The 18,731-nt window shown below is 62.7% G+C and carries 16 protein-coding genes and 1 pseudogene; 5 read left to right on the top strand and 12 right to left on the bottom strand.

What is annotated here, in order from left to right:
• Nucleotides 1–69: 69 nt before the first annotated feature.
• Nucleotides 70–1,132 (top strand): annotated as a pseudogene (locus FXV83_RS33665) (zinc-binding dehydrogenase).
• Between the two features lie 127 nt (nt 1,133–1,259).
• On the opposite strand, the gene FXV83_RS33670 reads toward FXV83_RS33665, so the two are convergent.
• The 10 genes from FXV83_RS33670 to FXV83_RS33715 form a co-directional block, all read right to left on the bottom strand.
• Nucleotides 1,260–1,961, bottom strand: coding sequence for an ABC transporter ATP-binding protein (locus FXV83_RS33670; protein ID WP_187436346.1), 702 nt, complete (start codon nt 1,959–1,961; stop codon nt 1,260–1,262).
• A 7-nt stretch (nt 1,962–1,968) separates the two neighbouring features.
• On the bottom strand, nt 1,969–3,249 hold the full coding sequence (locus FXV83_RS33675) for a lipoprotein-releasing ABC transporter permease subunit (RefSeq protein WP_148743867.1): 1,281 nt from the start codon (nt 3,247–3,249) through the stop codon (nt 1,969–1,971).
• A gap of 73 nt (nt 3,250–3,322) precedes the next feature.
• Entirely contained in the window at nt 3,323–4,642 is a 1,320-nt protein-coding gene (proS, locus tag FXV83_RS33680; protein ID WP_148743868.1) for a proline--tRNA ligase, read from the bottom strand.
• 154 nt (nt 4,643–4,796) lie between these two features.
• Entirely contained in the window at nt 4,797–6,359 is a 1,563-nt protein-coding gene (locus FXV83_RS33685; protein ID WP_187436347.1) for a copper resistance CopC/CopD family protein, read from the bottom strand.
• A complete protein-coding gene (locus FXV83_RS33690; protein WP_187436348.1) occupies nt 6,359–6,877 on the bottom strand; it encodes a YcnI family copper-binding membrane protein in 519 nt (172 codons plus the stop codon). Before FXV83_RS33690 ends, FXV83_RS33685 begins: the two co-directional genes overlap by 1 nt.
• A 32-nt stretch (nt 6,878–6,909) precedes the next feature.
• Complete coding sequence (locus FXV83_RS33695) at nt 6,910–7,443, bottom strand: copper chaperone PCu(A)C (protein WP_148743871.1); 534 nt, start codon at nt 7,441–7,443, stop codon at nt 6,910–6,912.
• Nucleotides 7,444–7,471: 28 nt separating this feature from the next.
• Entirely contained in the window at nt 7,472–7,969 is a 498-nt protein-coding gene (locus FXV83_RS33700) for a TlpA family protein disulfide reductase (protein WP_148743872.1), read from the bottom strand.
• Nucleotides 7,966–9,177, bottom strand: a complete 1,212-nt coding sequence (locus FXV83_RS33705) for a sialidase family protein (RefSeq protein ID WP_148743873.1) — start codon at nt 9,175–9,177, stop codon at nt 7,966–7,968. The genes FXV83_RS33700 and FXV83_RS33705 overlap by 4 nt, the downstream gene beginning before the upstream one ends.
• A gap of 26 nt (nt 9,178–9,203) precedes the next feature.
• Nucleotides 9,204–11,603, bottom strand: coding sequence for a TonB-dependent receptor family protein (locus FXV83_RS33710; protein ID WP_148743881.1), 2,400 nt, complete (start codon nt 11,601–11,603; stop codon nt 9,204–9,206).
• Nucleotides 11,604–11,688: 85 nt separating this feature from the next.
• Nucleotides 11,689–12,051: a DUF2946 family protein gene (locus tag FXV83_RS33715; RefSeq protein WP_187436349.1), complete on the bottom strand. Its 363-nt coding sequence runs from the start codon at nt 12,049–12,051 to the stop codon at nt 11,689–11,691.
• 706 nt (nt 12,052–12,757) lie between these two features.
• On the opposite strand from FXV83_RS33715, the gene FXV83_RS33725 reads away from it, so the two are divergent.
• The 3 genes from FXV83_RS33725 to FXV83_RS33735 are packed head-to-tail and all read left to right on the top strand — an operon-like array spanning nt 12,758 to nt 16,345.
• Nucleotides 12,758–13,780 carry a sugar ABC transporter substrate-binding protein gene (locus FXV83_RS33725; protein WP_187436350.1) on the top strand — a complete coding sequence of 341 codons (1,023 nt, stop codon included), beginning with the start codon at nt 12,758–12,760 and terminating at the stop codon, nt 13,778–13,780.
• Between the two features lie 21 nt (nt 13,781–13,801).
• Nucleotides 13,802–15,304: a sugar ABC transporter ATP-binding protein gene (locus FXV83_RS33730; RefSeq protein WP_148743876.1), complete on the top strand. Its 1,503-nt coding sequence runs from the start codon at nt 13,802–13,804 to the stop codon at nt 15,302–15,304.
• Between the two features lie 12 nt (nt 15,305–15,316).
• Nucleotides 15,317–16,345: an ABC transporter permease gene (locus FXV83_RS33735; protein WP_148743877.1), complete on the top strand. Its 1,029-nt coding sequence runs from the start codon at nt 15,317–15,319 to the stop codon at nt 16,343–16,345.
• Between the two features lie 341 nt (nt 16,346–16,686).
• Here the strand turns inward: FXV83_RS33735 and FXV83_RS33740 are convergent, their stop codons facing one another.
• Both FXV83_RS33740 and FXV83_RS33745 read right to left on the bottom strand, forming a co-directional pair.
• Nucleotides 16,687–17,391, bottom strand: a complete 705-nt coding sequence (locus FXV83_RS33740) for an L-2-amino-thiazoline-4-carboxylic acid hydrolase (RefSeq protein WP_148743878.1) — start codon at nt 17,389–17,391, stop codon at nt 16,687–16,689.
• 48 nt (nt 17,392–17,439) lie between these two features.
• On the bottom strand, nt 17,440–17,832 hold the full coding sequence (locus FXV83_RS33745; RefSeq protein ID WP_187436351.1) for a RidA family protein: 393 nt from the start codon (nt 17,830–17,832) through the stop codon (nt 17,440–17,442).
• A 128-nt stretch (nt 17,833–17,960) separates the two neighbouring features.
• Here FXV83_RS33745 and FXV83_RS33750 point away from each other — a divergent pair, with 128 nt between their 5' ends.
• Nucleotides 17,961–18,587 carry a LysR family transcriptional regulator gene (locus FXV83_RS33750; protein WP_148743880.1) on the top strand — a complete coding sequence of 209 codons (627 nt, stop codon included), beginning with the start codon at nt 17,961–17,963 and terminating at the stop codon, nt 18,585–18,587.
• Nucleotides 18,588–18,731: the final 144 nt, after the last annotated feature.

The following is an 18,731-nucleotide window of genomic DNA, read 5'->3' on the forward strand; positions in this document are numbered from 1 at the left end:
TAGTACCAGGCCTTCTTGCCCGTTCAAGGGCAGCATATGTGGGCCTCACCCGAACATGAGGTGGACACCATGAAAGCCGCAGTACTGAAATCCCTTGGATCGCCGCTCGCAATCGAGGATGCTCCCGAACCGGTGCTTGGCACCGGCGAGGTCATCGTCGATGTCGTCGCGACCCGCGTGCTGTCCTACATGAACGAGGTCTTCAGCGGGGTGCGCAACTATGCGCTCGATCTGCCGATCATCCCGGGCCCGGGCGGCATCGGCCGGGTGCGTGCGATCGGCCCGGACGCAACCAAGCTTGCGATCGGCGACTGGGTGTTCTGCGACCCCACGGTGCGTTCGCGCGATGACGCCGTTGCGCCCGACATCGCCCTGCAAGGACTGACTGCCGCTGGTACGGGCGGCTTGCTCCTGCAAAAGCACTTTCGCCACGGCTCGTTTGCCGAGCAAATGCGGGTGCCGACCGAGAACGTCAAACGCCTCGGTGCGATCACGTCCGGGGAAGCCACGCAATGGTGCGCGCTGGGGACGCTGCTGGTGCCCTATGGCGGCTTCCTCGCCGCCAACCTTCAGCCCGGCGAGACCGTGCTGGTGAGCGGCGCCACCGGCAATTTCGGCAGCGCGGCGGTATCGGTCGCGCTCGCGATGGGCGCGGCCTGCGTAGTGGCGCCAGGCCGCAACGAACGCATTCTCGCCGATCTCGTCCGCCGCTTCGGCAGCCGGGTGAGGCCGGTCAAGCTCTCCGGCAATGAGAACGACGATCGCGAGAGCATGAAGCGCGCGGCGCCGGGGCCAATCGATTGCGTGCTCGATATCATGCCGCCGTCCGTGCGCCGCGATCATGACGGTGCGTCCCTATGGCCGCGTCGCGCTGATGGGCGGGGTCGGCATGGCCGGCGGCCCGGGCCTCGAGCTGCCCTACCCCTGGATCATGCGCAACTGCATCAGCATCCACGGCGTCTGGATGTATCCGCCGGATGCGGCCAGCCGCCTGATCGCGCTGGTGCGATCCGGGCTGTTGCGGCTGGACGAATATGAGGCAAAGGCCTTCGACCTCGACCATGCCAACGAGGCGGTGGCGCATGCCGCGACCCATGCCGGGCCGTTCAAATTAACGGTGATCAGGCCGTAATCTCCCGGCCGCTGCGGCGATGCGCCGCCGCAGCGGGTTTGCCGGAGATATCAAAGCGCTGGAGCACCTCACCCCGATCGTCGCCGGCAGAGGCCAGCTACTGTGCATGGGGTTGTTTTCGCGTTTCTTATTCGAGCTCGATCACCTGGCCGTCTGACAGTGACACGCGGCGGTCCATGCGGCCGGCGAGTTCCATGTTGTGGGTGGCGATCAGCATCGAGACCTGGGTCGCCTTCACGAGCTGCATCAGGGCCTGGAAGACGTGGTCCGCGGTGTGCGGATCGAGGTTGCCGGTCGGCTCGTCCGCGAACAGCACCCGCGGCGCATTCGCCACCGCGCGCGCGATCGCGACGCGCTGCTGCTCGCCGCCGGACAGCTCGGCCGGACGATGCGTGATGCGGTCGCCGAGCCCGAGATAGCCCAGGATCTCCTTGGCGCGCTTGACGCTCTCGGACTTCTTCAGGCCGCGGATCATCTGCGGCATCATGACGTTCTCCAGCGCCGAGAACTCCGGCAGCAGCCGGTGCGACTGGTAGACAAAGCCGATATCGGTGCGGCGCAGCTGCGTGCGCTCGATGTCGGGCAGTTGCGAGGTCGGCACGCCACCGACATAGACCTCGCCGGAATCGGGGGCTTCGAGCAGGCCCGCAATATGCAGCAGCGTCGACTTGCCCGAGCCCGACGGCGCCACCAGCGCGACCGACTGCCCGGCCCACAGCGCGAGCTTGGCGCCGTCCAGGATCGTCAGCGTCGCCTCGCCCTGCAAGTACTGCCGCTTTATCTCGTGGAGATAAATGACCGGTACATCTTCAGCCCCGTGCTGCTCCATCAACCCCTCACTCGTACCGCAGCGCTTCGACAGGATCGAGGCGCGCGGCGCGCCAGGACGGATAGAGCGTCGCAAGGAACGACAGCGTCAGTGCCATGATGACGACCGCCGTGGTCTCGCCGATGTCGATCTCGGCGGGCAGTTTCGACAGGAAATAAAGCTCCGGCGAAAACAGCTCGGTGCTGGTCAGCCAGGACAGGAATTGCCGGATCGATTCGATGTTGAGGCAGATCACGAGCCCAACGAAGAAGCCGACCAGCGTGCCGACCACGCCGATCGAGGCGCCCGTGATCAGGAAGATCCGCATGATCGAGCCTTGCGAGGCGCCCATCGTGCGCAGGATCGCGATGTCGCTGCCCTTGTCCTTCACCAGCATGATCAGGCCGGAGACGATGTTGAGCGCCGCGACCAGAACGATCATGGTCAGGATCAGGAACATCACATTGCGCTCGACCTGGAGCGCGTTGAAGAAGGTGGAATTGCGCTGGCGCCAGTCGACCAGGAACACCGGCCGGCCTGCCGCCTCCGTCACCGCCTTGCGGAACGCGTCGATGCGATCGGGATTGGTGGTGAACACCTCGATCGAGGTGACGTCGCTGCTGCGGTTGAAATAGGCTTGCGCTTCCGCAAGCGGCATGAAGACGAAGCCGAGATCATATTCGGACATGCCGATCTCGAACACGGCGACGATCTTGTAAGGCTTGATGCGCGGCGTCGTGCCCATCGGCGTGACCGCGCCCTTCGGCGCCACCAGCGTGACGCTGTCGCCGGCATGCAGCGACAATTGGTCGGCCAAACGGCGGCCGATCGCGACGCCCTGGCCCTCGTCAAAGCCGTCGAGCGAGCCCTGCTTGATGTTCTTGGCGATCGAAGTGAGGTTGTTGAGGTCGTCGGAGCGGATGCCGCGCACCAGCACGCCCGAGGCATTCCACGGCGAGGACGCCAGCGCCTGGCCGTCGACCACGGGGGCTGCGAGCCGGATGCCCTCGAGTTGGCTGATCCGCTCGGCCACGTCCTTCCAATCGGTCAGCGGCGATTCCAGCGGCTGGACCAGGATATGGCCGTTGAGGCCCAAAATCTTGTCGAGCAGCTCCTTCCGGAAGCCGTTCATCACGGCCATCACGATGATCAGCGTCGCCACGCCCAGCATGATGCCGAGAAAGGAGAACCCGGCAATGACCGAGATGAATCCCTCCTTGCGGCGCGCCCGTAAGTAGCGCGCCGACAGCATCCACTCGAATGGCGCAAAAGGCGCGGTTTTCGCGGTTTCGGTCATGGTCTCATCCATCGCTCGATAATCCCATGATTCGGGGTCAAATGTGGCCGGATTGGCGGCCTCGACATCGCGCGATGAACAATATTCAGCCGACCAGGCGTGCGACGACGTCCGAAGGCGACATCGTCTCGCGGGCGCCGTCGCTGCGCCGCTTGAGCTCGATCTTGCCGTCGGCGAGCCCCTTCGGCCCGATCATGATCTGCCAGGGGATGCCGATCAGGTCGGCCGCGGCGAATTTGGCGCCGGCGCGCTGGTCGGTGTCGTCATAGAGCACGTCGACGCCCTTGGCGCTGAGCTCAGCATAGAGCCTCTCGCAGGCCGCATCGACGGCGGCATCGCCCTGCTTGAGGTTCAGAACCACGGCGCGGAACGGCGCCACGGCTTCGGGCCATTTGATGCCGGCATCGTCATGGCAGGCCTCGATGATGGCGCCGAGCAGGCGCGAGACGCCGACGCCGTAGGAGCCGCCATGGATCGGCACTTCGACGCCGTCGGGGCCGGCCACCATCGCCTTCATCGCTTCGGAATATTTGGTGCCGAAGTAGAAGATCTGACCGACCTCGATGCCGCGGGTGTTCAGGCGCTTGTCCTCGGGGACTTCCTGCTCGAACCGCGCGGCGTCGTGGACGTCCTCGGTGGCAGCGTAGACCGACGTCCACTGCTTGATGATCGCCGTCAGATCGGCCTCATAGTCCACATCCTCGCCCGGCACCGGCAGGTCCAGCACGTCGCGATTAATGAAGACGCCGGATTCACCGGTCTCGGCGAGCACGATGAATTCGTGGCTCAGATCGCCGCCGATCGGCCCGGTCTCGGCGCGCATCGGGATCGCCTTCAGCCCCATTCGCGTGAAGGTGCGCAAATAGGCGACGAACATCTTGTTGTAGGCGACGCGTGCCGCCGCCTCGTTGAGATCGAAGGAATAGGCGTCCTTCATCAAGAATTCGCGTCCGCGCATCACGCCGAAGCGCGGACGCTGCTCGTCGCGGAATTTCCATTGAATATGATAGAGGTTGAGCGGCAAGCTCTTGTAGGACTTCACGTAGGCGCGGAAGATCTCGGTGATCATTTCCTCATTGGTCGGCCCGTACAGCAGCTCGCGCTTGTGGCGGTCGGCGATACGCAGCATCTCCGGGCCGTAGGCGTCGTAGCGGCCGCTTTCGCGCCAGAGGTCGGCGAGCTGGAGCGTCGGCATCAACAGTTCCAGCGCGCCGGAGCGGTCCTGCTCCTCGCGCACGATCTGCTCGATCTTCTTGAGCACACGAAAGCCGAGCGGCAGCCAAGCATAGATGCCGGCAGCTTCCTGCCGGATCATGCCCGCGCGCAGCATCAGGCGATGCGAGACGATCTCCGCCTCTTTCGGATTTTCCTTCAGGATTGGCAGAAAGAACCGCGACAACCGCATGGCAATACTCGAAGAATCAGCGACGGTTTGCAGTGAAACCGGATTGGGAGCGAAAATACAAGACCGGGACTGAGGAAAAGCCGCTAAGGCAGCGAAATTCCTGTCATTTTTCCGTCGACCTCAGGTTCAACTTGAGGTGACAGCCCAGGCGATTTTAGGGCGGCGCCACCTCGAGCTCGTCCTCCAGCGTGATCTTCTCGAAATCGGTCACCAGCGCATCGATGCGCATATGCCAGCGGCCGGCAAAGGGAAGCTCGACCTTGCCGACGTGCCAGTAGCCATCCGGTCCGAGTTCGGCGGCGCGCTCGATCGGCTCGATGCCGCGCTCGGGCAGGCTCAGCGTCAGCGTCGCCTCCTTGACCGCGAGCGGCATCGCCTCGCCGGTCATGAGCTGGAGCACGAAGTCGTCCACACCAGCTTTGCCCGGCGACACCAGGACCTGGAACATGGCCTTGTCGGTGTGGATGTGGATCGCGAGCGGCGTCTCCGGAACGATAGTTCGCGGCGGCGGCGTGAAGCGCCAGCCGGCAACCACAGCGAGGATGCCAAGCGCGATCGCGCATTCGCACAGGATCGAGCGCTTCAATGCGGGCGCAGTCTTGTGATCGCTTGCCAGCGCCGGGGTCAGGCGAAAGCGATTGATCGCAGCGAGGGCCAGCAGGGTAAGGACCAGCGCCAGCTTGATCGAGAGAATGAGGCCGTATCTGGTCTCAACCAGCGCGGACAACTTTTCGAGCTGCACGATCGCGAGCACAAGGCCGGTCAATGCCAGCATGCCGACGACCGGCACGGCCAGACGGGAGAAGCGGTTCACGACCGGCAATGTTGCTGCTGTCGGTTCAGACACAACCGCAACCAGCGGCGCCAATGCGCCGATCCAGAAGGCGACACCGAGTCCGTGGAGGAAGATCGCCGGCCGCGTCAGCACCTCGGGCGGCGCCGTCGCGGCATGCCCGGTCATCGCGAGTGACAGGCCGACACCGACAAACGCGACGGCAGCAAGTACGCGCGCGTACCACAGGCCGCGCAGCGCCATCATCGCGAACAGCATCGTGGCGATGGCGCCCAGCATGGCGGGACCGGCGCTGGTCGCGAATGCGACCTTCCAGGGGGCAATAGTTGTGAGAGCCCTCAGCGGCAAGCCGAGGAGATCAAGACCTACCACGCCGAGCGAGATAACGGCGCTGGGAAGGCCAATCGCGAGCGCGACGCTCGGCACTGTCGTGCCCGTCATCGACCATGCAATCCAGCGCGCAAAGAACACGCCGCCGACGCCGACGAAGAGCCCGAGATAGAGACCGATCCGCGCAAGCCAGATCAGCGCGTTCAGCCCGCGCTCCGCCATCGCGTCAGGTTGTGTCGCCGTCGGCGTGCCAATCGAGAAGATCACCGATCCCGCGATGGGATGGCCGTCCTGCGAGATCACGCGGTAGCTCACAACCGTCGTCCCTTGCGGTAGGTCCGGAGGGATCGCGATCGAGATGGTCTCGCCCGATGCTCTGACGCGCGCATCGTCCCGTGCCCTGCCCGCGCCGTCGATCAACCGGATCGCGCCCGGCGTCACGGCCTCGTTGAAGCGCAGCTCCACCGCCTTCGGCGCTGTCGTAAGCATGCTGCCGCTCGCCGGTTCAGCCGACACCAGTGCCGCGTGCGCCAACGCTGTCGTCGCGAAACCGACAACGAGGAGCAGCGTCGCGAGCGCGGCGAGCAGGCGCATCAGGGTTTTGGCAACAGCTTCACGCCAGGTGCCGGCGACTTGCCCTCGTGCGAATTCCCTGCCCCCTCTGCCGGGATTTCGATCCATCGGCTGACGCCGGTCTCGCACTCCTGGACGACCGGGAAATACAGGGTCGTGTTCGGTTTGAGCGTCTCGGTCAGGACGGTGTGCATGACGAACTCGTCATAGTTCTTGTCCGGCAGCTTGCCGCCGGACCACGTCACCTCCTTGGCGCCGGAGGAGAGCTTGTTGCCGTGATAGTCGTATTCGCCGGCATATTTGCCTTCGACCACATCGACGCTCCAGCCCGCCTTCGGCATCGGCTTCACCGCTATCACCCCCTCCGGGATCTGCACGCGTATCTTCAACGTGGGAGAGCCCGCGCAGCCATGCGGCACGGCGAAGACGGCCTTGTACGATCCTCCGACCGTGGCCTGCTTGGCCTCGAGGAAGACGTGCGCATTCGCCGGTGTTGCCGCAAGTGCGCCCAGAACAATGAGCCCGGATGTCTTTGCCATGTTTGGTCTCCCGCAAGTCCAGATCATGCTTGTCACATCTTCATTCCCGAATGATCCGGCATTTTCTTCATCTCCATGTGGCCGGAGTGGCCGGCATCGCCGGGTGCCTGCGCACCGACGCTCTGGACGTCGAGGGTCACCGCAACCTTCCCGGCCTTCTCGAACTCTAGCGTCAGTGGCACCTTGTCGCCCTGCTTGAGCGGCGCTTTCAGCTCCTGAAGCATCAAATGGTAGCCGCCTGGCGCGAACTTCACCGTCTTGCCCGGTTCGATTGCGAGACCCTTGTCCAGTGGGCGCATTTTCATCACACCGTTCTCCGTCGTCATCTCGTGGAGATCGGCCTTGCCCGCGATCTCCGCCGAGACGCTGAGCAGCTTGTCCGGCGCAGCCCCCTTGTTCTCGATCGTGAGATAGCCGCCGGCGACCTTTGCGCCGCTCGGCGTAGCGCGGCTCCAGGCCTGCGAGATCAAGAGATCGCCGGCCTTGACGTCGCTGGCGCGAACCGGGACGACGAAAAGCGCGAGAGCGAAAGCCGCGAGCAGCCCATCTTTCAACATAGCCTTCATATCGAGATCCTGTTTTGCAGACTGAGTATCAGTGTGTGGAGATTTGTTCGGCCGACCACTTTTCGAGATCGGCAATTTCGGCCGACCCCTCGATTGTCGCAATGGTTCCGTCCCGAGAGATAAGCATTGTCCTTGGGATGTCGCCCTGCCAGGCAGGATCAATCTCGAACCTCAAACGCTCGACACAGCCATCACCGAAGATGAAATTCTCGGTCGACGAAAGCCCTGCCTTGTCGAGCATCGATTGCGTCGCGGCCGACAGGTTGGGTACGAGATCTGCGCTGATCGTGACCACATCAATCTCAGGATGGTCCTTCACAAACTGCCCAAGCAACGGCAGCTCGATCTTACAGGGCCCGCAAGTTACACCCCAGAAGTGGACGAGCGTCGGACGACCCGCATGGCTCCTCAGCACGCGTTGCCACGAGCCCCGCTCAAATGGTTTGAGGGCCGCAGGTGCCCCGAGCGCAGACGCTGACGCGATCAGGATACCCAATCCCAGAATGCCTGCAAATCGACGTCTCATGGCTGGTCCTCAATCGCTCTGAGACGATAGCCATCCGCCTTCGTCATCCATGACAGGTACATTTGTCGGCCATTGGAAACCAGCAAGGGATGGTCGGAGGTATCCGATGTGCTCGATATGGTCCTAGGCGACGACCATGTCTCGCCGTCGTCGTGGGACATCATCATCTGGACCGAGGTCTTCTCGCCGTCGAACTCCTTCCAGACCATCACGGTTCCCAGCGCGCCAGCGAGGACAAAGGGGCGCGTCGGGGTGCGATCTGGTCGGCCCAGCGCCATAGGCGCAGAGAACGTGCGGCCTTCGTCGCGAGAATAGGCGTAGAACAGTCCCCTCCGCGCCTTTCCATTGGTGTACCAGGCGACGTGATAGGTTCCGTTCGGCGCAACGGTCAGGCTCGGCCCGTGATGCGGGCAAGCGTTGATCTGCCAATCGTCGTTGCTGACCCGATGGATTTCGCCTGGCGTCGAGACGTCGGTGAACGTCATGACGGCGTGATCGCGCACGCCGCCCTCGAAGATATTTCTGAAGATCACGGCCGGCCGTCCCGGCGCCGCAAACGTCAGCCCCAATCGACAACATTCGCAGGTGTTGTCACGCGCGAGACCGGCCTCTGCATAGGTCGCACCGCCATCGCGCGACGAAGCAAAGAACAGCCCTGCCCCCTCGTATTTTTGTCCTGCCTGCTTCGCAGGGACACGATTGCGCTTGTCGAGCCAGGCCGCAAAGACCGTTCCATCCTGATCGAGCGCCAGCGCTTCAAAACGCTGGCTCTCGTTGTTGGCGGTGATCGGCTTCAGCTCCGCAAAACTCTTCCCGCTGTCGCCCGAGCGCGTATAGAGCACCTGGCCGTTGAATGCCTCATCTCTGAAGATCGAGAATGCGAGCGCGATGCCGCCCTTGCGATCGACCACGATCTTCGGTCGGGCATCCGGCCCCCAATCAAGATTCAGCCGCTTCGTCGTGACCTGGCTGGGGGGCAAGAAACTTTGCCCCGCATCCGGCGAACTCGCGACCGAGACCTGCCCACCCGCCATCCAGGCCACCCACAGCGTCCCGTCCGGACCGAATGCAGGCGTCACCTTGGTTGCACAGCGCAGCGTCGGCCCGTCACAGGCGGCCTCCGATCCATGCTGACCATGCATCTGCCCAAGTGCGGTGCTCTGGAACAGTGCGAGGGCGACTATTCCGAGCAAGCCAGTTCGGACCATGGCCCTACTCCTTTCGAGAGCCCGGATCATCTGAACGCCACCTTCATACCCGCAACGAACGTGCGCGGCGAGCCCGCGTAGATCGACCCCGTCGTGTTTGCAAGCACGCTCGCAGGATTTTGAATGCCGGTCGCCGTTACCGTGTTGGCGATGTTGTTTGCCGAGGCAACGTAGGCACGGTCGAACACGTTTCTGACTTCGAGAAACAAGTTCAAGGACCTGAAGGAGTCCGACACCAGATCGGTCTTGTAGTGAACGTTTACGTTGACGAGTTCGTAACCGGGCGCCTTCAGCAGATTCGCATTGTCCATATAGAAGGTGTCCTTCCACTGGATCTCGAGGAAGCCTCCGAGACCCGTCAGCGGTCCGGCAAACTCATCGTAGCCCACCCGAGCGGTCAATTCGTTGGGTGAAATGCCGGGGATCTTGTTGCCTGCCCGGTTGAAGCTGAAGACAGCGCCATTAGGGATGTTCTCGACGTATTCGGTGTAGATTTCGTCGAGATAGGTGTACGCCGCCATGAACCGCCAGCCCGGATGAAATCTCCAGTCAGCCGCAAGCTCGATGCCGCGATGCTCCGATCGTGGCGCATTGAAGGAGTAACTGACGCCGGCAATAGCCGTTGCCTGGCTGACGATCTCGTTGCGGAAAAATTCGTAGAAGCCGGTCGCACTCAGCTTGAGCGTGCTGTTCGGCGTCCAGTCGAAGCCCAGATCGTATCCAAGATTCTTCTGAGTCTGGAGCTGGGTATTGTTGCCCGACAGCCCGGTTGGAAGGACAAAGAGATTCGAAACTTGCGGAGTACCATACCCCGTGGCGACGCGCCCCCGGAACAGCCACTCGTTATTTAGGTTGTAGAGGAGCGCCAACTCGGGCGCGGCATTTTGAAACTGCCGATCCGCGGTCGTGAGCGTTGCCGTCGTGATTCCGGTGGGGCCGGCATATGCATATGCCGTGTTGATGCCCTTCAGAACGGTGGTTTCCCAACCGACGCCAGCGACTGCCGTCAAGGACGTCGTCAGTTTGAGTTCCTCGCGCGCACGAACACCATAGTTGGTCGTTTCGCTATGGAGATTGCTCGACAACCTGCCGAGCGTAGCGTTACCGCCAGGCATCACGTTGCGCGTGTCGCTCGATGCAGTCAGAGTATTATAGTAGGTGCCGAGGAACGCGGTCGATTCAATCCCGAGAATCTCGCCGCGCTTGGTCAGATCGCTCATGTAGTTGTACGACGGAAAGTCGCCGATAGCGCTGGTCGTCCCCGTCGGCTGGCTGATGTTCCTGTCGTCGAAGGTAAACTGGCTTCGCCATGTCGTCGTATTGTCGAAATCATGCTCCCATCGCCCTCCGACAATCGTGCGGCGGTCGTTACGGCCGAGGCCGGCCTGCACGGCCGTCTCCTTGTCGGTTCCGGCAGTTGGGTTGAAGCCATTGTTAAACAGCGTAACCGTGCCGCATCCGGGTGCGGCCGTCGCACCAGTCGCGCAACCCTGCTGGAAAGGGTTTTGATAGTACTGGTTCAGCGATGAGCGGATCGGCAGCCGCGCGCTCAAGTCGTTGTTGACAACCTTGACCGTGAAGCGATCGTCCGGCGTCGCTGTGAGCGTTCCGAGAAAGTTGACGGTCTGCGTATTGAACCAGCTATTGCCGATATAGCCATCACCCCGCACGTCACTCGCGAATAGCGAACCCTCGAAATTTCCAACCTTCTTGCCGGCCGCCAGATAGTTGTTGAGATAGCCGTAGCTGCCGCCGTCGACGCCGGATTCGACCCCATCGATCGTGCCGCCCGGCCGTGTTCGAAAATTAAGTGCCCCGCCGGTCGCGTAGTTGCCATAGAGCGCCGACGAAGGACCGCGGATCACGTCGATAGCACCATAGGCGTGAGGATCGATCAGATCGCTCCGCGACAGTCCATCTGGCTGGGTTACAGGAAAGCCGTCCTCGAAAATCAGGAGATTGCGGATGCCGAACCCGTTCCGCGCGTTCGATCCGCGAATCGAGATGCCGAAATCGCGCGGTCCATTTCCCTGCTTGACCGATATACCTGGACTGTCCCGCAACACGTCACTGACCGAAAACGATGGTCGGTTGTCGAACTGGCTGCGATCGATGGTCGTCGAGGTCTGTCCGGCGGGCGACCGATTGAGACCATCTCGCGCGGCGCCGGCTGTCGCTGCCGTGTTTTGGGCCGGTGCACTGAGGGTTGCGTTCCGTGCAACGGGCTTGGTCGAGTGCCCCGGGGAAGCAGAGCGCGGTCTCGATTGCCGGATTGCCGGCTTGGGCTTTGCCGGTGCGGGGGCATCGACCGTTACCGGTGGCAGCACCGCGCTGCTGGTTTGAGCGAAAACTCCACTCGATGACGCAAGCAGCGCGGCCTGAACGGCCACGACTCTCACGCCGCGGCGGGCATGACAACGTAACATGGGGCATTCCTGACGCCGGCAGCCATCGCCGGCCAATTGACAGCGTCAATCGCCGACGGACGGGCCGCAGCGACGTCGAAGGTCGTCAGGAAGAATGGGGCGGCCCGCGCGCCTGGGCGCTTGAGCCCTTAAGGGTGGCGACAGCGGGGGCTTCCGCCTCGCGCCACACCACACGTTCGACGTGGCGAAAAGGAATCGTAAGCGCGGCCTGCGGCGGCGAGTCAAATGACGCGTTGGCCTGGGCCAGGCAACACAGCGCGCACGCACCGGCATGTGCGGCCGGGTCATTCTGACCGCCCTGTTCGCTCGCGCTATGACAAATGACAGCGGTCTGGAGCGGATCGGCAACGGCTTGCCCTGCCGCCAAGCAGGCGGCAATCGGCGCCAGCACCTGCATCACCAACGCGAGCAGGACGATGGGTAGGAATTTTTGCAGTCGTCCGCGCATCCGCCGAGCCATTCGTTCGCCTGCTAACTAAACACCGCGCCGGGGGCGAGTCGAGGTCCGTTCCGCCGTCCGCTTGGGCCAGCGCAAACTTCCGAAAAACTGTGGTCGGGGCGCTCCACTGGGGGAAAGTCCGGCAAATGAGGCAGTCCCATCGCCCTACCCCTCCACAGATTTCTTATATTTGTCATATGCTTATGCGGCGAAAAACCCGAACATTTCGTTGATTGCTCGAATTTTGAACATTCGTTGCCGAAAATGATGACAAGTGAGAAAAGTTGATCTAGCATCCCCCTTGCTCAGGCTTGACCGTGAGGTTGAAGTCTGGTGGTCCAAGTCTCGGGAGGAGCCCCTGGCGCGCAAAACGCAGCGTCGCCCCGTCAATCAAGAGCAAATCTTAGAATCGGGGATAATAGGGTCGACACAATTTTCGAGCGGGGCTAGGGCCCCGCTCTTTTTTTGTCTGCATGGCTGAAGTGCCGACGAACGCCTCATCCAATCGAATCGAACAGAGTTTTGAGATCGCGGCGGCGCGCTGCGCGGATCTCACGTCGCTGGTTTATCAACGTCTGCTCCGCGAGCATCCGAGACGCGGGCGATATCCCACGCGATAGCAGATTGGGTGGCGTGAACTTCCCGATTGTGAGACACTTTCGCATCGGTCGCGCAATCAATGACGCGCCGACGACATAATTTATGGGAGCGAGCGATGTCCGGGACGAAAGATTTCTCGACGACCAGGCGCGATCTTCTTCAGGCGGCTGCGACCGCCGGCGCCGCGACTGCCATCCTCGGCAGCATGGGCATAAACCCCGCCCTTGCGGCCGAAGTCGGACGATCTGAGAAGCCGCTAAAGGCGGCATTCTCCAACGCAGGCCTTCAGGCGACGTGGTGCGCACAAGGCAAGCAGGCCGCGGAGTTCTGGGGCAAGCTGTTCAACGTCGAGGTGACCTGGTTCGACGGCCAGCTCGACGCCGTGAAGCAGCGCGCGGCGATCGACAACATGGCCTCCCAGAAATGGGATTTCGTCGCGATCCAGGCTTTCGGCATCGGCACCCTCACCCAGCCGGTGCAGAAGATGATCGACGCCGGCACGCCCGTGATCGACATGGACACGCTGATCGCACCGCTCGACCAGATCAACGTCCACTCCTTCCTCGCTCCCGACAACGAGTTCATGGGCGCGTCGGTGACGCAGGCGCTTTGCAACGCCATGGGCGGCAAGGGCAAGATCATCATGACGCAGGGAGCGCTCGGCCACACTGGCGCGCAAGGCCGGGCTAAGGGCTTCAATACCGTGGTGAAGCAGTTCCCGAACATCGAGGTGCTGGACACCCAGCCGGCCGACTGGGACGTGTCCAAGACCGCGCGGCTCTGGGAAACCTACCTGACGAAATATCCGCAAATCGACGCGGCGTTCTTCCACAACGACGACATGGCGCTCGCCGCCGCCAACATCATGAAGGCGCGAGGCCGCACCAACATCCTGATCGGCGGCGTCGACGCTATGCCGCCGGCGATCCAGGCGGTGAGCGAGGGCCGGATGTTCGCGACCGTGCGCAATCCGTCCTGCCGCATCCATGGCGGCGCCATTATCGCGGGCGTTTCCGCGGTCGTCGGCGGCGAGAAGAGCGGACAGGGTATCCCGAAGCACGTCGTCACCGACGGCCCGGTCGTGACCAAGGCCAATGCTGCCGGCATGCAGTGGATGCAGGATCACTTCCTGATCTGAGCCTCCAAGATCTGATCGTCCATGCCTCCGGGACAACAGCCCATCCTCGAACTCCAGGGCATCACGAAGAGCTTTGGCGGCGTCGAAGCGCTTCGTGGTGTCGATTTCGCGCTCTCGCCCGGCGAGATCCATGGTCTCGTCGGCGAGAACGGCGCCGGAAAAAGCACGCTGATGAAGATCATCGCCGGCGTGCACACCGAGTTCTCCGGCCGCTTCCTGATCGACGGCCAGGAGACGCATTTCCGCTCGGCCCGCGACGCGCACGCGGCTGGCATCGCCATGGTGCACCAGGAACTCAGCGTCGCGCCCGACCTCACGGTCGCGGAGAACGTGTTCCTGGGTAACCAGCCGACCAACCGGCTCGGCCTCGTGCAATGGCGGCGCATGGCGCGCGAGGCCGGCGAGCAGCTCGCCCGCTTCGGCATCGACGTCGATCCGATGCAACGGCTCGGCGACCTCCCGATCGGGCTCCAGCAGCTGATCGAGATCGCACGCGTGCTGTTCTCCGGCGCGCGTATCGTCATCCTGGACGAGCCGACCTCCGCGCTCTCCCCGCCCGAAGTCGAGCGCCTGTTCGCAACTCTGCGGCGGCTGCGCGAGCAAGGCACAGCAATCGTCTTCATCTCGCATTTCATCGAGGACATCTTGCGCGTGTCCGATATCGTGACCGTATTCCGCAACGGGCGGAAGGTCGCCGAGACAGCAAGCACCGCAACCAGCAAGGGGGCGCTGATCGAGGCCATGATCGGCCGCGGCGGCGAAGTGCTCGAGCACAGCTACAACGATGAATTGATGCTGCCGCGGCCGAGCGATAGCTCGGTGGTGCTGAAGGTCGACCAGCTTTCATTGGCCCGCAGCCTGAAGGATGTCTCGTTCGAGGCGCGCGCCGGCGAGGTGCTTGGCATCTACGGTTTCATGGGCTGCGGCCAGCAGGAATTGTCGCGCATCCTGTTCGGCAAGCTGAAGCCGGACGGCGGCACGCTGGCCGTCGACGGCAGGGCAAGAACTTTTGCGAGTACGGCCGCCGCACGGCGCGCAGGTGTGGCACTGGTGCCGGAGAGCCGGCGCGCCATGCTGTTCCACCAGGAGCCGGTCTACAAGAACATCTCGATCAGCATTCTGGGTCGCATCTCGGCGCTGCTGCTCAAGCCGGCGCAGGAGCGCGACATCGCCAAGCGGCAGGTCGAGCAGTTGCAGATCAGGCCGCCCGTGGTCGGCCTCGACCTTGGCATGCTCTCAGGCGGCAACCAGCAGAAGGTCGCTCTCGCAAAGTGGCTGACCTACCCGCCCAAGCTCCTGGTGCTGTGCGAACCGACCCGCGGCATGGACGTCGGCGCCAAGAACGACGTCATCAACATCGTCCGCGACCTCCGCGCCAAGGGGCTTGCCATCATCGTGCTGTCGACCGAGCCGGAGACGGTGCTGTCGCTGGCCGACCGCATCCTCGTGCTCAAGCGCGGCGCATTGGTGCGCGAATTTGCCAACGAGCCGGTCAGCAAGGACCGCCTGCTGGAAGCAGCGTGACGGAGAAGCACAATGGCGAGCAGTGAGACGGCTTTGGCCGCAGGGCAGCGAGCGCGGGGTCTTGCGCCTTTCCTGCGTTCGCAGATGCGCAACATCGCCCCGTTCCTGACCCTGATCTTCCTGTCCGCCTTCTTTGCGTTCGCCAGCCCCTCCTTCGCCACGCTGGACAATCTCGGCAACATCCTGACCCAGGTATCGGTCACCGGTATCATCGCCGTCGGCCTCACCTTCGTGATCCTCTGCGCCGAGATCGACCTCTCGATCGCCAGCATCGCCAATGTCACCGGCATCGCGGTCGCCTATTTCACGCTGCAGGAATCCTACGTCAACATTCCCAACATTCCCCTGCCCGGCGCCGCGGCGATCCTGCTCGCGATCCTGCTCTGTGCAGCCCTCGGGTTCGTCAATGCGCTGGGGCTGACCGTGATCGGCATCCCCTCCTTCATCATGACGCTGGCGATGATGCAGATCGCGGCCGGCATCTCGGCGCTTCTGGTGCGCGGCCAGATCGCCTACAAGGTGCCCGGCGTGATCACCACGCTCGGCTCCGGTTCGGTCAGTGGCATTCCCTGGATCGTCATCGTCGCGGCCATCATGCTGCTCGGCGGCCATCTGGTGCTGACCTACACGCGCTTCGGCCGCTACGTCTACATGGTCGGCGGCAACCGCGAGGCGGCCGAATATTCCGGCCTCAATGTCAAGCTCATCCTTGGCGTCGTCATGGTGATCTCGGCGGTGTGCTCGGGCATCGGCGGCATGCTCGGCGTCGCCCATTTCGGCAGTGCGCAGCAGAACGAGTTCGACACCTATCTGCTCGACTCCATCGCCGCCGTCGTGGTCGGCGGCACCAGCCTGTTCGGCGGCCGCGGCGGCATCGGCAACACCATCGTCGGCCTGTTCGTCCTCGGCGTGCTCAACAACGGGCTTGACCACGTCAACATCGACAGTTTCCTGAAGATCCTGATCCGCGGCCTGATTCTGCTGGCGGCGCTGGTGATCAACGTCTATGCCCAGCGGCTGCGCGAGAAGGCGGTGGAGTAGCGCCCCTAAACAAAAAGTGCGAAAACAACCCCATGCACAGTAGACATCGCACAGAAATCGTTGAGGATTTTTGTTCGGCATAGTTGGAGCCGCCAGCCTCGGAAAGTTGGACCCCACAGCAGCGACGTTTGACCCGTCGGGCAAAACAGGAGCACAATGTCATCATGGCCCCTGCTTGATAGCGATGAGTGAAGGCCCGCTGCCCGCCTCCGTCATTGCGAGCGCAGCGAAGCAATCCAGACTGCCGCCGCGGAAAGATTGCTTCGCTGCGCTCGCAATGACGATGCGGCGGCAGGCGAGCAATCCAGGGCCACCTCTATCGCGGAATATGGGAACGCAGCTTAACTCTCCGACGTCGCATCGGGCGCAAGCCGCGAGAATCGGAAATTGCAGTGGCTCGCGCCGCCAGCCAAAGTTTGTGTCCTCTCCAGGCGGATGCCTCGCGTTGCATAGGCGTCGAAATCAAGCCCACAAATATTCGGCAGGATTTCCTTGTCGCCATGGCGAGCCGCGAATTTGCAAAAGCCGCAGGCCCTGTAGTTGATGCCGAATTCAAAGCTGTCACCCGGGCCCGGCTCGACGAAATCGTAGACGAAATCTTCCGGAAACTCCTTTTGATGGCTTTCCGTAACGCTTTCTGCCGCCTGCTCGCGCAGCAGGGCCTGGTTCTCCGGCGACATGAATTGACGCCCCGAGGCGAGACGTTCCGCTTCGGGCACGGTGAGCAATTGCGGCTTGTAGGTTTCTCGCTCGATGTCGCCGATCACAGGCACCGGCACGCCGCGGCGTCGCAGCATCCGGCTGATGGCCATGAAACCCGTCAGGCGCATGAAGAAATCGCTCATGCGACTTGCCGCGCCGCCGACATAAGGCATCTGGGTGAGCACGATTTCGAATTCGTTCATCACCTCCTGCCTGATCCCATCGATGTCTGATAGATGCGCGCGCTCGCGCAACATCGGTTCGGCGAGGTCGAGGCGATCGCGCATGGCGGCCTCCATTGCACCCCGATGCGCTTCGTAAAAGGGATGGGTGATCTCAGCCATTGGACACCTGATATGATTGGCTCACTTGCAAAGTCGGCGAATCCGGTTTCATTCCGCGGCGATCGCCTCGATCTCCAACAGCCATTTGCTGTCAACTGTCTCAGCGATCACGACCGTCAGCGCGGGCTGGTGTTCCCCGAGCATCGCGCGACGAATGGTGCGGTTGGTCACGAGTTGATTGCGGTCGGTCAGGAACGTGGTGACCTTGACCAGATGCTCGACGCCAAGGCCGGCGGCGCCGAGCACCTCCATGACGTTGCGCCAGGCCTGCTCGCATTGCGCCTCAAAACCTTCAGGCACCGCGCCGTCGGATCTCTCGGGCACCTGGCCGCTGATGAACAACAGGCGGCGATGCTGTGTGAGCTCAAGTCCCATGCAGTATCCGCCGGCGGGAGCGTGGACCGTTGCGGGGTTGTGGCTGACGATGTGAGCTGGGGGCATAGAATGTCTCCGGATTGCGGGCTGACCGTATCCGGCGATATCACTGCTTCGCAAAGCATCATTCCTGCGGTTCAGCGCAAGAAAATCTATTGCAAGCGCGCAGCCATTCAATGACAAACTGGCCAGCGATGACCTACACCCTGCCACCACTCAACGCGCTTCGCGCATTCGAAGTCGCCGCGCGGCATCTCAGCTTCAAACTGGCCGCGCACGAGCTGCACGTGACGCCCGCCGCCGTAGGGCAGCAGGTGAAAGCCCTGGAGGCGCGCCTCGGCGTACAGCTGTTCGAGCGGCTGCACAAGCAGCTCGTCCTCACCGCGGCGGGCCAGGCCTATCTGCCCGAGATATCCGAAGGTTTTCGTCGCATTGCGGATGCGACCTCGCAGTTGAAACCGGCAGGTGCGGTGCTGCTGCAATTGGGGGTGCATGGCAGCTTCGACCTGCGCCGCCTCGAGCTGGCGGAGTTTCGCGGCGCGCATGCGGACATCGGTTTGCGGGTGCTGCAGCCTGCGGGCTTGCACGAGTTGATCGAGGGCAAGGTCGACCTGCTGATAGCCCGCGGTCTTGGCCACCATCCGGGCTATCGCTGCGAACGGATCAATGAAGGATCCGGTTTGGGTGATTGGCTGATTGCGCCTGAAGGCACCGCGGATTGTCCCGAAATCGTCAGCTTCCGCAATTGGCTGCGCGCCCTGCCGGCCGAGAACCAGCTCGCCAACCACCGCCGCCCTCGTCTGGTCGGCAGCAGAGGATAGACTTGACGACGATCCATAGCCTTACCGGGACGACGTTTGACGGGTAGCGCAAAACAGGGGCACGATGTCATCATTGCGCTGCGTGTCTGTGTAGCCCTCTTCGGCTTAGAAGAATAACCGTCATCTTGTATGGGGAGTGAGTTG

The sequence above is a fragment of the Bradyrhizobium hipponense genome, assembly GCF_008123965.1.
Classification (GTDB): Bacteria; Pseudomonadota; Alphaproteobacteria; order Rhizobiales; family Xanthobacteraceae; genus Bradyrhizobium; species Bradyrhizobium hipponense.

Excerpts from the sequence above, each read along its gene's own strand:
- FXV83_RS33670 (WP_187436346.1), bottom strand. The coding sequence starts at position 1,961 with ATGGAGCAGCACGGGGCTGAAGATGTACCGGTCATTTATCTCCACGAG.
- FXV83_RS33675 (WP_148743867.1), bottom strand. The coding sequence starts at position 3,249 with ATGGATGAGACCATGACCGAAACCGCGAAAACCGCGCCTTTTGCGCCA.
- proS (WP_148743868.1), bottom strand. The coding sequence starts at position 4,642 with ATGCGGTTGTCGCGGTTCTTTCTGCCAATCCTGAAGGAAAATCCGAAA.
- FXV83_RS33685 (WP_187436347.1), bottom strand. The coding sequence starts at position 6,359 with ATGCGCCTGCTCGCCGCGCTCGCGACGCTGCTCCTCGTTGTCGGTTTC.
- FXV83_RS33690 (WP_187436348.1), bottom strand. The coding sequence starts at position 6,877 with ATGGCAAAGACATCCGGGCTCATTGTTCTGGGCGCACTTGCGGCAACA.
- FXV83_RS33695 (WP_148743871.1), bottom strand. The coding sequence starts at position 7,443 with ATGAAGGCTATGTTGAAAGATGGGCTGCTCGCGGCTTTCGCTCTCGCG.
- FXV83_RS33700 (WP_148743872.1), bottom strand. The coding sequence starts at position 7,969 with ATGAGACGTCGATTTGCAGGCATTCTGGGATTGGGTATCCTGATCGCG.
- FXV83_RS33705 (WP_148743873.1), bottom strand. The coding sequence starts at position 9,177 with ATGGTCCGAACTGGCTTGCTCGGAATAGTCGCCCTCGCACTGTTCCAG.
- FXV83_RS33710 (WP_148743881.1), bottom strand. The coding sequence starts at position 11,603 with ATGTTACGTTGTCATGCCCGCCGCGGCGTGAGAGTCGTGGCCGTTCAG.
- FXV83_RS33715 (WP_187436349.1), bottom strand. The coding sequence starts at position 12,051 with ATGCGCGGACGACTGCAAAAATTCCTACCCATCGTCCTGCTCGCGTTG.
- FXV83_RS33725 (WP_187436350.1), top strand. The coding sequence starts at position 12,758 with ATGTCCGGGACGAAAGATTTCTCGACGACCAGGCGCGATCTTCTTCAG.
- FXV83_RS33730 (WP_148743876.1), top strand. The coding sequence starts at position 13,802 with ATGCCTCCGGGACAACAGCCCATCCTCGAACTCCAGGGCATCACGAAG.
- FXV83_RS33735 (WP_148743877.1), top strand. The coding sequence starts at position 15,317 with ATGGCGAGCAGTGAGACGGCTTTGGCCGCAGGGCAGCGAGCGCGGGGT.
- FXV83_RS33740 (WP_148743878.1), bottom strand. The coding sequence starts at position 17,391 with ATGGCTGAGATCACCCATCCCTTTTACGAAGCGCATCGGGGTGCAATG.
- FXV83_RS33745 (WP_187436351.1), bottom strand. The coding sequence starts at position 17,832 with ATGCCCCCAGCTCACATCGTCAGCCACAACCCCGCAACGGTCCACGCT.
- FXV83_RS33750 (WP_148743880.1), top strand. The coding sequence starts at position 17,961 with ATGACCTACACCCTGCCACCACTCAACGCGCTTCGCGCATTCGAAGTC.